This is a genomic window from Streptomyces sp. SudanB182_2057 (assembly GCF_964272715.1).
GTDB lineage: Bacteria > Actinomycetota > Actinomycetes > Streptomycetales > Streptomycetaceae > Streptomyces > Streptomyces rubradiris.
On the sequence record NZ_OZ186798.1, the window covers coordinates 6,822,117 to 6,834,535 of the forward strand.

The 12,419-nt window shown below is 75.4% G+C and carries 11 protein-coding genes; 7 read left to right on the forward strand and 4 right to left on the reverse strand.

All coding sequences use genetic code 11. The features are described 5' to 3' along the window. Positions 1–156: 156 nt before the first annotated feature. The 4 genes from ACSURM_RS30345 (at position 157) to ACSURM_RS30360 (ending at position 4,840) form a co-directional block, all read left to right on the forward strand. Positions 157–549 (forward strand): ankyrin repeat domain-containing protein, encoded by a 393-nt coding sequence (locus ACSURM_RS30345; RefSeq protein ID WP_436958955.1) that lies wholly within the window; start codon positions 157–159, stop codon positions 547–549. Between the two features lie 299 nt (positions 550–848). After that, positions 849–2,267, forward strand: a complete 1,419-nt coding sequence (locus ACSURM_RS30350; protein WP_436958957.1) for a HEAT repeat domain-containing protein — start codon at positions 849–851, stop codon at positions 2,265–2,267. 240 nt (positions 2,268–2,507) lie between these two features. Then, positions 2,508–3,635, forward strand: a complete 1,128-nt coding sequence (locus ACSURM_RS30355; RefSeq protein WP_436958958.1) for a glycosyltransferase family 4 protein — start codon at positions 2,508–2,510, stop codon at positions 3,633–3,635. Further along, positions 3,632–4,840, forward strand: a complete 1,209-nt coding sequence (locus ACSURM_RS30360) for a glycosyltransferase (protein WP_436958959.1) — start codon at positions 3,632–3,634, stop codon at positions 4,838–4,840. The genes ACSURM_RS30355 and ACSURM_RS30360 overlap by 4 nt, the downstream gene beginning before the upstream one ends. A gap of 288 nt (positions 4,841–5,128) precedes the next feature. Here the strand turns inward: ACSURM_RS30360 and ACSURM_RS30365 are convergent, their stop codons facing one another. The 4 genes from ACSURM_RS30365 to ACSURM_RS30380 all read right to left on the reverse strand — a co-directional run bounded on the left by ACSURM_RS30365 (position 5,129) and on the right by ACSURM_RS30380 (position 8,955). Beyond that, a complete protein-coding gene (locus ACSURM_RS30365; RefSeq protein WP_436958960.1) occupies positions 5,129–5,998 on the reverse strand; it encodes a biotin-dependent carboxyltransferase family protein in 870 nt (289 codons plus the stop codon). A gap of 151 nt (positions 5,999–6,149) precedes the next feature. Then, positions 6,150–6,767, reverse strand: coding sequence for a 5-oxoprolinase subunit B family protein (locus ACSURM_RS30370; RefSeq protein WP_436958961.1), 618 nt, complete (start codon positions 6,765–6,767; stop codon positions 6,150–6,152). Next, positions 6,764–7,522, reverse strand: a complete 759-nt coding sequence (locus tag ACSURM_RS30375) for a LamB/YcsF family protein (RefSeq protein ID WP_436958963.1) — start codon at positions 7,520–7,522, stop codon at positions 6,764–6,766. Before ACSURM_RS30375 ends, ACSURM_RS30370 begins: the two co-directional genes overlap by 4 nt. Positions 7,523–7,632: 110 nt before the next feature. Further along, positions 7,633–8,955: an MFS transporter gene (locus ACSURM_RS30380; RefSeq protein WP_436958964.1), complete on the reverse strand. Its 1,323-nt coding sequence runs from the start codon at positions 8,953–8,955 to the stop codon at positions 7,633–7,635. A gap of 126 nt (positions 8,956–9,081) precedes the next feature. Here ACSURM_RS30380 and ACSURM_RS30385 point away from each other — a divergent pair, with 126 nt between their 5' ends. The 3 genes from ACSURM_RS30385 to ACSURM_RS30395 all read left to right on the forward strand — a co-directional run bounded on the left by ACSURM_RS30385 (position 9,082) and on the right by ACSURM_RS30395 (position 12,375). After that, complete coding sequence (locus ACSURM_RS30385; protein WP_436958965.1) at positions 9,082–9,789, forward strand: GntR family transcriptional regulator; 708 nt, start codon at positions 9,082–9,084, stop codon at positions 9,787–9,789. A 146-nt stretch (positions 9,790–9,935) separates the two neighbouring features. Continuing rightward, entirely contained in the window at positions 9,936–11,465 is a 1,530-nt protein-coding gene (locus ACSURM_RS30390; protein ID WP_436958967.1) for a hypothetical protein, read from the forward strand. 31 nt (positions 11,466–11,496) lie between these two features. Continuing rightward, positions 11,497–12,375 (forward strand): hypothetical protein, encoded by an 879-nt coding sequence (locus tag ACSURM_RS30395; protein ID WP_436958969.1) that lies wholly within the window; start codon positions 11,497–11,499, stop codon positions 12,373–12,375. Positions 12,376–12,419 lie beyond the last annotated feature (44 nt).

Genomic DNA, 12,419 nt, shown 5'->3' on the forward strand with positions numbered 1-12,419 from the left:
AGTGCTGTTGCCTCCTGCGGGGCCCGTCGGTGATCTTTACCTCGGGCACATCGGGTCATGTGCCCCGAGAGCCAGTACGCTGGCGATTCACTCGTACGAAGCAGTCCCCGCATCAGCGGAGCAGTCCCCCAACCAGCATGGAGAGGCGGTCCGGCCATGAGTGAAGCCCCCGACCCCGAGGTCGTGGAGCTGGCGACCAAGATCTTCGATCTGGCCCGGCAGGGGCAGACCGAGGCGCTCGTGGCGTATGTCGACGCGGGCGTCCCCGCCAACCTCACCAACGACCGCGGCGACTCCCTGGTGATGCTCGCCGCCTACCACGGCCACGCCGACGCGGTACGCGCGCTGCTCGCCCGCGGCGCCGCCGCCGACCAGATCAACGACCGGGGCCAGACCCCGCTCGCGGGCGCCGTCTTCAAGGGCGAGACCGAGGTGATCAAGGCCCTCCTGGAGGGCGGGGCCGACCCCGCCGAGGGCACGCCGTCGGCCGTCGACACGGCCCGGATGTTCGGCAAGGCGGAGCTCCTGGAACTGTTCGGCGAGCGCTGAACCGAGTAGTCGACCAGCAACGACACGGAAAACGGGGGAGGCGGTACAGGGCCGCCGGAAATACGGTCGCGGCAGCACACGGCGCGGGTCATCATGACGACGTGATTCACGGACGCGATGGCTGGGCAGGTGTTGCCGCACCGCGCGGGCCGTGATGCGGCCCGCATGGGCCACCGACGAGAGGCAGAGAGAGATGGTCTACAGCAAGCAGGAAACGGCGGACGCTCCGACGTTGTGTCGCGCGGCCAGGTAACGCGTGTTCACCGGTTGCGTCGACGCTTGATGTGAGGCTGTTTCCCATGTTCGATCCGGTCATAGCGCCCAGCGGCACCCTGCTCGGGCTGCTCCAGCGCGGCCGTGGCGACGGCACGCTGCACGCGCTGACGGCCCCGCGCGCCGAAGCGCTCGCGGCCCTGAACCACTGTGTGCTGCGCGACCCCCGCCACGACTGGCAGGTGGAGAACCGCTCCCTCTACTACGCCCGGCTCTACCTCGACCTGAACGGCGGACTCGACGCCGTGGAGGCGCACCTCTTCGACGCCGAGGACGTGCTCGACACCGACGAGTCCCGCACCGGCCTGGCCCTCGCCGTCCTCGGCCACCTCGCCTCCTACGGCCGGCGGGACGCCCTCGACCTGCTGCGCAGGTACGCCGCGCACGGCTCCAACTGGGCCTGGGCCCTCGACGAGCTGGCCCTGCGGGACGACGACGCGGGCCTGCGCGCCCTCGCCGCCCCCGTCCTGGCCCGCTTCGCCACCGACCCCGAGGGCGAGGCCGAACTGGCCGCCGCCGTGCGCGACGCCTTCGAACCGCGGCCCTGGCGGCTGTGGGCCGAGGACCCGCGCCCGTCGATCGCCGCACGCGTGCGTGCCGCCCAGGAAGCCGGCTGTTTCGACCGCTGGCAGCGGCAGCTGCGCCCCACCGGCCCCCGGCCCGGCTGGAGCGTGCGCGCCGTCTTCGAGTGGGCCCAGCAGGGCATGGAGCGCGGCGCCGCCCTCCATGTGCCCGCCGCCCGCTGTCTGGTCGCCGTGGCCGGCCCCGAGGACCGGCCCGAGATCCTCCAGGCCGCCAGGAACGGCGACGACGGAGCCCGCTGCACCGCCCTGCGCTACCTCGCCGACAGCGAGGACCCCGACGCCCTCGAACTGATCGAGGCCGCGGTCGCCGACGGAACCGCCGTCGTCGTGGACGCCGCCGTCGACGCCTTCGAACGGATGCGCGGCGTCGCCGCCGTGGACCGCGCGCGCGGCTGGGTCCGGCGCCACGACGCGCTCGGCGCCGCCGCCGGCCGCATCCTCGCCTGCCGCGGCGGTGCCCGCGACCGCGACCTCGTCCTCGCCGCCCTGCGCGAGGCCGTACGCGGCGAGGGGCCCGACGCGCCCACCCTGTGGACCCTCGTCGACGGCGCCGGACGCCTCGGCATCGGCTGCGCGGCCCCCGTCCTGCGGCACGTCTACCGCGAGACGGCCTCCTCCCACCTGCGTGGCCGCGCCGCCCGTGCGCTGGCCGCGACCGACCCCTCCTTCGCCGCCGGCTTCGCCGTCGAGTGCCTGTGGGACTGCGAGGAGACCACCCGCGAACTCGCCGCCCGGCACGCCGAGACCGGTGACACCCGGGTCGTGGAGCGCCTGCGCCGGCTGGCCGTCGACCCGGCCGAGGAGGCCGAGGTGCAGACCGCCGTACGCAGCCGCTTCGGGCCCGACGCCGCCCTCGGCTGACCTCGCTCGCGTTCCCGGCCGGGGCGGACGTCCGCCCGGCGGGTGAACTCCGTATGACCCGCGGGCCAGGCCGCCGTGACGGCCGCCTGACCTGCGGGGGCGGAGCGTCGTGCGGGCCGCCCGGGCTGTGGGCGGGGTGCCGTGAGGGGGTGCGGCGGGCCGCCCAACGCTCATGCGACGTTCCCCGCGCGGAAAGATCGAAGTTGACGTGGGCACGTCCGGCACGGCGACAACACCCGTATGCGTGTCGTCATCGTGACCGAGTCCTTTCCCCCCGATGTGAACGGCGTGGCCCACTGCGCGCTGCAGACCGCCCGGCACCTCGTAGACCGCGGTCACCACCCGCTCGTCGTCGCCCCCGCCCCGGCGCCCGGCACCGGCCCGGACCCGGACGCCCCCTGCCAGGTCGTCCGGGTGCCCTCGCTGCCGCTCCCCGGCTACCCCCAGGTCCGCGTCGCCCTGCCCAGCCGGCGCCTCGCCGCCGCCCTGGTCGCGCACCGCCCCGACGTGGTCCACCTGGCCGGCCCCTTCGTCCTCGGCGTGCGGGGCATGGCCGCCGCGGCCCGGCTCGGCATCCCCGCCGTCGCCGTCTACCAGACCGACCTGGCCGGATACGCCCGCATCTACATGGGCGCCGGAGAGGCCGCGGCCTGGCGGCGGATCCGCTCCGTGCACGCCGCCGCCGACCGCACCCTGGCCCCCTCCAGCGCCGCGCGGTCCGACCTGGAGGAGCACGGCGTACCGCGGGTGGCGCTGTGGCCGCGCGGCGTGGACACCGTACGGTTCCGGCCGGACCGCCGCGACGAGGCGCTGCGCCGCGCACTCGCCCCGCACGGCGAACGGATCGTCGGCTACGTCGGCCGGCTCGCGCCCGAGAAGCACGTCGAACTCCTCTCCGGGGTCTGCGGGCTGCCCGGCGTGCGGCTCGTGGTCGTGGGCGACGGACCCAGCCGGGGCCAGCTCGCCGAGGCCCTGCCCGGCGCCGTCTTCCTGGGCCGGCGCACCGGCGGCGAACTGGCCCGGATCTTCGCCTCGCTGGACCTGTTCGTGCACACCGGCCCCTACGAAACCTTCTGCCAGACCGTCCAGGAGGCCATGGCCAGCGGGGTGCCGGTCGTCGCGCCCGCCGCCGGCGGCCCGCTCGACCTCGTCGCCCACGGCCGCACCGGCCTGCTCGTCCCGCCGCACGACGCCACCGCCGTCCGGGAGGCCGTCCACGCCCTGACCGGCGACCCCGCCCGGCGGGCCGCCTACGGCGCCGCCGCCCGCGCGAGCGTCGAGGGCCGCACCTGGGCCGCCGTCGGCGACCAGCTGATCGACCACTACGACCAGGTCCTCGCGGCCCGCCGGACGGTGGTGGCGGCATGACCGGCCCGTCCCTGCGCATCGTCCGCCTCGCCAACTTCGTCACCCCCGCCTCCGGCGGCCTGCGCACCGCCCTGCGCGAACTCGGCAAGGGCTACCTGGCCGCCGGCCACGAACCCGTCCTGATCGTGCCCGGCGAACGGCACACCGACCGCGACACCGAGCAGGGCCGGGTCATCACCCTGCCCGGCCCGCCGCTGCCCGGCACCGGCGGCTACCGGGTCCTCACCGACCGGCGGCGGGTGGCCGCGCTCCTGGCCGAGCTGGCCCCGGACCGCCTGGAGGTGTCCGACCGGACCACCCTGCGCTGGACCGGCCGCTGGGCCCGGCGCGCGCGGGTGCCCGCCGTGATGGTCTCCCACGAGACCGCCGACGGCGTCCTGCGCACCTGGGGCCTGCCCGAACCGCTCGCCCGGCGCGCCGCCGACTCCCTCAACACCCGCACCGCGCACGTCTACTCACGGGTGGTGTGCACCACCGGTTTCGCCGAGCGCGAGTTCGTCCGGGTCGGCGCGCGCAACGTCGTACGCGCCCCCCTGGGCGTCGACCTGATGGAACGCCACCCCGCGCTGCGCGACCCCGGGCTGCGGGCCCGCCACGCGCGCGTGGACGAGACGCTGCTCGTGATGGCCTCCCGGCTGTCCGTGGAGAAGCGGCCCGGCATGGCCCTGGACGCCCTGGAGGCGCTGCTGCGGCGCGGCCGGCGGGCGGTGCTCGTGGTCGCCGGGGACGGACCGCTGCGGGCCCGGCTGGAGCGGCACGCCCGCGCCCGTGGGCTCCCGGTGACCTTCCTCGGTCACGTGTCCGACCGGGCCGCCCTCGGCGCGCTCCAGGCGTCCGCCGACGTGTGCCTCGCGCCGGGGCCCGCCGAGACCTTCGGCCTGGCCGCGCTGGAGGCCCTGGCGTGCGGCACGCCCGTGGTGGCGAGCGCCCTGTCCGCGCTGCCCGAGGTCATCGGCTCCGCCGGGGCCGGCGCGGCCGGCGGCCCGGAGACGTTCGCGGACGCCGTGGAAGTGCTCCTGGCACGCGCCGAACCCGCGCGGCGGGAAGCGGCACGCGCGCGTGCGGAGTGCTTCGGCTGGGGAGCGGCCGTGGAGGCGTTCCTCGCGGCCCACGACGCGACGGAGGCGCCGCGCCGCGCCGACGCCCGGCCCGCCGTGCCGAGGCCGGAACCGGAACCGGAACCGGAGCCTGAGGGCGTGGCATGACCGCCTGCGCCGCGCGCTTTTTCGGGCCGGGGCGCGGCGCCGGGGCGGCCGGTGGCCGCTTGGGCGGCGGGCCCCGGGGTCGCGTCCTGTCCACCGGGCGGTCGGTGACCGCTCTGGTCCGCCGCTCGGTGTCCGCTTGTGCGGCGGGTCCCGGGGCGCGTCCCGTCCGCCGCCCGGCCGGAGACCGTTCCGGTGCGCCACCCCCGCGCGGGAGACCACCGGCAGGGAGCCGTCGGTGCCTTCCCGGCGGTGCTGTCCCGGCCGTTGGGCCGGAGGGGGCGGCCGGGGTCAGCGGCGGCGTACCGGGACGAACCTGACCGGCGTGCCCGGCGGTGCCTGCGCGGCGGCCGGCAGGTCGGCGGCGCGCACCACCGCGATCACCGGGTAGCCGCCGGTGGTCGGATGGTCCGCGAGGAAGACCACCGGACGCCCGTCCGGCGGCACCTGGACGGCGCCCAGCACCATCCCCTCGCTGGGCAGTTCCCCGGGCCGGGCCCGCTCCAGCGCGGGCCCTTCGGTGCGCAGACCGATGCGGTTGCTCGCCGAGGAGACCCGGTACGCGCGCGTGGTGAGATCCCGGACCGCGCCCGGCGTGAACCAGTCGTCGCGCGGCCCCAGGGTCACCCGGAGCACCAGCTCGGCGGGCGGACGCGGCTGCGGAGCGCCGTCCACGCGCGCGGGAGGCCCGGCCGGGACGCCCAGCGGCAGCACCGTCCCGTCCGTGAGCGGGGCCGGACCCAGGCCGGACAGCAGGTCGGTGGCGCGGCTGCCCAGGACCGGCTCCACGGCGATGCCGCCGGACACGGCCACATAGCCCCGTACTCCGGCCGTGGCCGCGCCCACCTCCAGCAGCTCGCCCGCCGGCACCACCACGGGGGCACCCCACGCGGCCGGGCGACCGCCCACCCGCACCGGACCCGGTGCGCCGCCGACCGCGACCGTCACCGTGGATCGCGGGCGCAGCGCGCAGCCGGTGAGCGTGGTCTCCAGGACGGCGGCGTCCGGCGGGTTGCCGACGAGCCGGTTCACCAGCGCCGCCGCGGGCGGATCGAGCGCCCCGGAGCGGGGCACGCCGAGCTGCGCGTACCCCGGCCGCCCCAGGTCCTGCACGGTCGTCAGCGCCCCGGCGCGTACGACGACCAGGAACCGGTCGCTCATCCGCCCGCCTCCCCGCAGGGGGCCACGGGAACGGCCGTGGCGCACACCGGTGCGACGACCCCGCCGGCCCCCGTGGTGGCGGTGCGTGTCCCCGCGCCGTCCACGCGCGCGTGGACGACACTCGTCCGCCGCCCCTGCCGCCCTTTCCCCGTCACGCGTCCCCCAGCGGTACGAACCGCACCCGCGCCCCCGGGGTCAGCAGCGCGGCCGGTGTGCGCGTGTGGTCCCAGAGCACCGCGTCCGTGGTGCCGATCAGCTGCCAGCCGCCGGGGGAGGAGCGCGGGTACACGCCCGTGTACGGCCCGGCGAGCGCGACGGCGCCCGCGGGGACCGCCGTGCGCGGGGTGGCGCGGCGCGGGACGGCGTAGCGGTCCGGCAGGCCGGTGAGGTAGCCGAAGCCCGGGGCGAAGCCGCAGAAGGCCACCGTGAACTCCGTACCGGCGTGGATGCGGGCCGCCTCCCGCTCGGTCACTCCCCAGTACCCGGCGACCTCCGCGAGGTCCGGTCCGTCGTAGCGCACGGGCAGTTCGATCAGCTCGCGCGCGCGGGAGGGCGCTTCCGGTATCCGCGAGGCGGTCAGTTCCGCCGCCCAGCGGTCCGGGTCGGCCAGCCCGTCGAGCAGGACCGTACGGGCCGCGGGAACGATCTCCCGCACGGTGAGCGAGCCCTCCGCGCGGCGGCGCAGCAGCATCGCGTGCAGGGCCTGGGCCTCCTCTCCGGACGACACCTCCACGAGGAGCGCGTCGTCGCCCACGGGAAGCGCCCTCACGCGAACGCCTCCACCCGCACGCCCGCCGCCACCAGCCGCTCGCGCACCCGGCGGGCCAGGCCCACCGCGCCGGGCGTGTCGCCGTGCAGGCACAGCGACCGGGCGCGCACCGAGATCCGCGCGCCGGAGTGCGCGATGACCGCGCCGGAGCGCGCCAGGCTCACCGACCGCTCCACGACCGTGTCCGGGTCGGTCACCACGGCGCCCTCCCGGCCGCGCGGCACCAGCGTGCCCTCGTCGGTGTACGCGCGGTCCGCGAAGGCCTCCGGAACGGCCGGCAGCCCCGCCTCGGCGGCCAGCTCCAGCAACCGCGAGCCGGGCAGGCCCAGCACCGGCAGCGAGGGGTCCGCGAGCCGCACCCCGTCGATCACCGCGCGGGCCTGCTCGGCGTCGTGCACCACCCGGTTGTAGAGCGCGCCGTGCGGTTTGACGTACGCCACGCGCGCCCCCGCCGCCCGCGCGAACACCTCCAGGGCGCCGATCTGGTAGGCCACCTCGGCCGCCAGCTCGGCGGAGGGCACGTCCATCGCGCGCCGCCCGAAACCGGCCAGGTCCCGGTAGGAGACCTGCGCGCCGATCGTCACGCCGCGCTCGGCCGCCAGCTCGCACACATGGCGCATGGTGGCCGCGTCCCCCGCGTGGAAGCCGCAGGCCACGTTGGCGCTGGTGACGACGGACAGCAGCGCCTCGTCATCGGTCAGCCGCCAGCGCCCGAAGCCCTCGCCGAGGTCGGCGTTCAGATCGATCGCGGTCATGGTGTCCTCGTTCTCCAGTATCCCGTCCCGTGCGGGCCGCCCGTCCGGCCGTTCCGTACGGTGTTCGCCCGCGATGGTTCTCGTAGGGCCGGCGCTCCGGCCGCGCGCGTCTAGGCCAGCTCCCTCCCGCGCGTCTCGGGCAGTCCCAGCAGGGCCAGCGCGGCGACGCCGTAGCCGATCGCGCCGAAGACCAGCGCGCCGCCGACGCCCCAGCTGTCCGCGAGGAACCCGACCAGGGTCGGGAACACCGCGCCCACCGCACGGCCCGTGTTGTACGTGAAGCCCTGCCCGGTGCCGCGCACCGCCGTCGGGTACAGCTCGCTCAGGTAGGAGCCGAAACCGCTGAAGATGGCCGACATGCAGAAGCCCAGCGGGAAACCGAGCACCAGCAGCAGGGTGTCGGCGCCGTGCGGGATGTTCGCGTACGCCAGGATGCACAGCGCCGACAGCAGCGCGAACAGCCAGATGTTGTTCCGCCGGCCCAGCCGGTCGGTCAGCACCCCGCCGGTCAGGTAGCCGAGGAAGGCACCCGAGATCAGGAAGGCCAGATAGCCGCCGGTGCCCACCACCGACAGGCCGCGTTCCGACTTCAGGTACGTCGGCACCCAGGTCGCCAGCGTGTAGTAGCCGCCCTGCACGCCCGTCGACAGCAGGCTCGCCAGCAGCGTGGTGCGCAGCAGGCCCGGCACGCCGTCCCGGCCGGGGCGGAAGACCTCCGCGAACGAGCCGCGCCGCGGATCCTGTTCCCGGGCCGCCGTCGCCGTGGGAGCGTCGCGCACCCGGCGGCGCAGCCACACGACAAGCAGCGCCGGGAGCGCCCCGGTCCAGAACATCACCCGCCAGGCCAGGTCCTCGCCGACGAAGGAGAAGACCAGCGTGTAGACCACCGCCGCCAGTCCCCAGCCGACCGCCCAGGAACTCTGGACCGCGCCGAGCGTGCGGCCCCGGTGACGCGCGCCCGCGTACTCGGCGACCAGGATCGCCCCGACCGCCCACTCGCCGCCGAAGCCGAGGCCCTGGAGGGCACGGAAGACCAAGAGCGTCTCGTAGGTGGGCGCGAAGCCGCAGGCGACGGTGAACACGGCGTACGTCGCCACCGTGATCATCAGCGCCCGGACCCGGCCGACCCGGTCCGCGACCACGCCGGCGACGGCGCCGCCGACCGCCGAGACCACCAGCGTCACCGTCGTGAACAGCCCGGTCTGGCCGCTGTCGAGGCCGAAGTACGCCGCGAGCGCCACCATGCTCAGCGGCAGGGTGAAGTAGTCGTAGGAATCCAGGGCGTAGCCGCCGAAAGCCCCGGCGAACGCGCGCCGGCCGCGCGGACCGAGGGCGCGCAGCCAGCCGAACGCGCCGTCCTCACCGGCCCGTTCGCCTCGCGCCGACCGTACGTCGGGGGAGGGTCCGGACCGGGGCGGTGGGGTCGTGCTCATGGGCACCTCGCAGAAGGGGACGGAGGGTGCTGGGAAGTGAGCCGTGTCGAGCACCGTAGAGGATCGTTCAACGATCCCTCAATACCCATGTTGTTTCGTTCTGATGTCTGCGCTTGAATTCCGGGCATGGCAGAGCAGCTGACGGGACTGGCCGGCGACCGTGTCCTCCTGGGCCGTACCAGCACCGCGGAGCGGGTCTCCGACATCCTCAGGAGCCGCATAGCCGAGGGGTACTTCCCGCCCGGCACCCGGCTGTCGGAGGACAGCATCGGCGGGGCCCTCGGCGTCTCCCGCAACACCCTGCGCGAGGCGTTCCGGCTGCTCACCCACGAGCGGCTGCTGATCCACGAACTCAACCGGGGCGTCTTCGTCCGGGTGCTGACGGTCGAGGACGTGGAGGACATCTACCGCACGCGTGCGCTGGTCGAGTGCGCCGTCGTCCGCGGCCTCGGCGCGCCGCCGTACCGGCTCGGCGGACTGGTCGCGGCGGTCGAGGAAGCGCACACGGCCACCGCGGAGAACGACTGGAAAGGCGTGGGTACGGCCAACATCCACTTCCACCGGGAACTGGTCGCCCTGGCCGGCAGCGAACGCACCGACGAGCTGATGCGCAGCGTCTTCGCCGAGCTGCGCCTGGCCTTCCACGTGGTGGACGACCCGCGCGGGCTGCACGAGCCCTACCTCGCCCGCAACGCCGGGATCCTGCGGGCGCTCCAGGCCGGCGACACGAAAGGCGCGGAACGGCTCCTGGAGACGTACCTCGCGGACTCCCTGGAACGGGTCGTCGAGGTCTACCGGCGCCGCGTGGGCGAGGACACGGCTAGCCTCTCCTGAGCGACGCCATCGGCTCCGCCGGAGAGACGCGACCGGCTCCGCCTGAGCGACACGGCCGGTGTGGCAGGCTCTCTTCCGCCTCTGTGACGGCCGTCGCTTCTGAGCCGTTTGGGTCGATGTCAGACCCAGGACCTAGTCTGTGCACCGTGACTTCGCCTGCATCGACGGACAGTGTTCCGCCCCAGCTCAGCGCGGGGCCGCGCCCGGCGCAGGGCCCGGCCGCCGACGAGGGGCTGGCGCGTCGGCTGCGCGCGCTCGCCTGCACCGCTCCGCTGCACGACCTGGACGCGCGCAAGGCCAACCTGGCCGGCGAGTACTCGGTCTACGGGATGTCCGAGGTGGCCCTGGCCGCCATCGACCTGGTCACGCTGAACATGGACTTCGACACGGGCGCCGACCACGAACAGGTCATCGCCCGGCTGGTCCCGCGCATCGCCGCCCAGGCACCGCACCGGCCCACCGCGGAACACGAGCGCGTGGCCCGCTGGGTCCTGGAGAACCTGATCAACGTCGGCAGCGTGGACCGCGGCTTCCGCGCGGTCTACGGCACCTTCGCGCCGGACGGCACCTACGTCCGCCGCGACTACGACTTCAAGCTGATCGAGGAGGTCCCCGGCCCCGGCGGCACGGTGTACCTGCGCACCACGGACGAGGCGGTCAACGTCCTGGTCGGCGCCCTCGACACGGACGTCACCAGCGCCCAGATCGCCGCCGAGGTCAAGCTGGAGGTGCTGATCAGCCGCGGCCGGCTGGCCGACGCCCAGCTCGCCGCCGAACAGGCCCGCTACCGCACGGTGCAGTACTCCGAGTCGCTGCGCCGCGCCCTGGACGCCACCCGGCGCAACGTCCGCGCGGTCGACTGGCTCAACACCGTCCCCGACATGATCGCCGAGGCCCTGGACCACGTGGCCGAGCGATACCGCCACGAGAACGCCATCCTCACCAACATCCGCAAGGCCCGCGACGAGACCGAGGAGCCCGAGCACAAGCGCCGCGCCGCCGAGCTGGTCGACATCGTCAAGGACTGCATCCGGCGCCACACCCAGCTCCAGTCGCGCCTGCTGGAGGCCGGCCCGCTGTTCCGCGCCGAACAGGACCGGCAGGCCTTCGCCACCCCGGCGGCGACGGCCGGGATAGACCTCTACGGCCATCTCGTCGCCCCCGTCCTGCCGTTGCCGCTGGAGCGGGCGATCCGGGTCACCGACGCGTTCTTCGCGCGCGGCACCGGACCGCGCACCCCGGTGTCCGTCCGGGTCGGCGACCTCGTCGACATCCTGCTGACCCCGCCGGTGGAACGGGAGCACCTGGGCGCGGAGATGCCCGAGCCCGACCTGATCGCCACGCCCGACGACAGCCGGTTCAGCGAGGAACAGCTCGCCGCCGCGACGGACCTGCTGGACCTGCCGCCGGACGCGCCCAGGAGACTGTCCGGGCTGCTCGCCGAGGCCCGCCGCACCGGCGACCCCGACCTCGCCTACCTGGTGGCGCTGCTCGCGGTCCACGCGGCCAGCCCCGCCGTCGGCACCGCCTACCGGCAGGGCGAGGAGAAGCTGCTGTTCGCCGTGGACGACGGGACCGAGCTGGACGACCCCGAATTCGGCGGGGCCGACCTCATCGTGGGAACGGCCCTGCTGGACGCCGCCGGGATGGCGGCCGACCGGACGGAAGCAGCATGACCGAGCACCACCGCGACAAGGAGCCCAACCCGTGACCGAGCACGTCGAGTGGAGCGAGGCGGAGACACCCGCCCCGCCGGCGTCCACCGCCGTCACCCCCGCCGACGCCGCCGACGCGGCGCGGCTCGTCGCCTTCGGACTCCAGCCCAAGCTGGCGCCCGCCCGCGACCAGGAGTACACCGAACTGCTGCGCCGCTACCGCGAGGACCCGGCCTTCGCCCGGCTCGCCGACGCCGTCGCCGCCGGACTGGGACTCGTCGTGCTGGAGGTGTCCCCGCGCGCGGGCATGGCCGTCACCGCCGCCGAGGACTCGGTCTTCGCCGTCCGCATGGGCGACTACGCGCGCCGCACCGCCGCCGACTCCGGCGACCGCTTCCTGCACGGCCTCGCCCATCTCGCCGTGGCCGCCCTGGCGTTCCCGCGCCCCGAGGACCTCGCCGACGACTCCTACATCGGCCGGGTCACCGTCAACGGCGTCGACGCCTTCGTCCGGCAGGCCTGCCGCCGCCTGGAGGAGCGCGCCGAGGAGCAGGGCGAGAACACCGACCCGGTTACCGACGCGCCCGGCCTGGAGGCCGCCTGGCGGATCTGGGCCCGGCGCAGCGCCACCGGCGCCACCAAGGACGCCCGCCGCCCCGCCGCCTCCACCACCGGCATCGTCGCCAAGGCCCTGGCCTTCCTCACCGACTCCGGCTTCCTGCAGCGCACCGGCGACGACAACGGCGGCACCTACCGCACCACCGCCCGCTACCAGCTCCAGGTCCGCGACCTGGCCGGCAACGCCGCCCTGGCCGAACTGTCCGAGCTGGGCGTCGTACCGGTCACCGACGGCACGGCCACCCTGCTGCCCGCCGAGGACACCGACGACCTGGACCTGGTGGCCGACGCCGGGCTGCCGTTCCACTCCTGACCCCCGCACGGCACGAACCCCGAACGCCTCCGCACCGCAAGAAC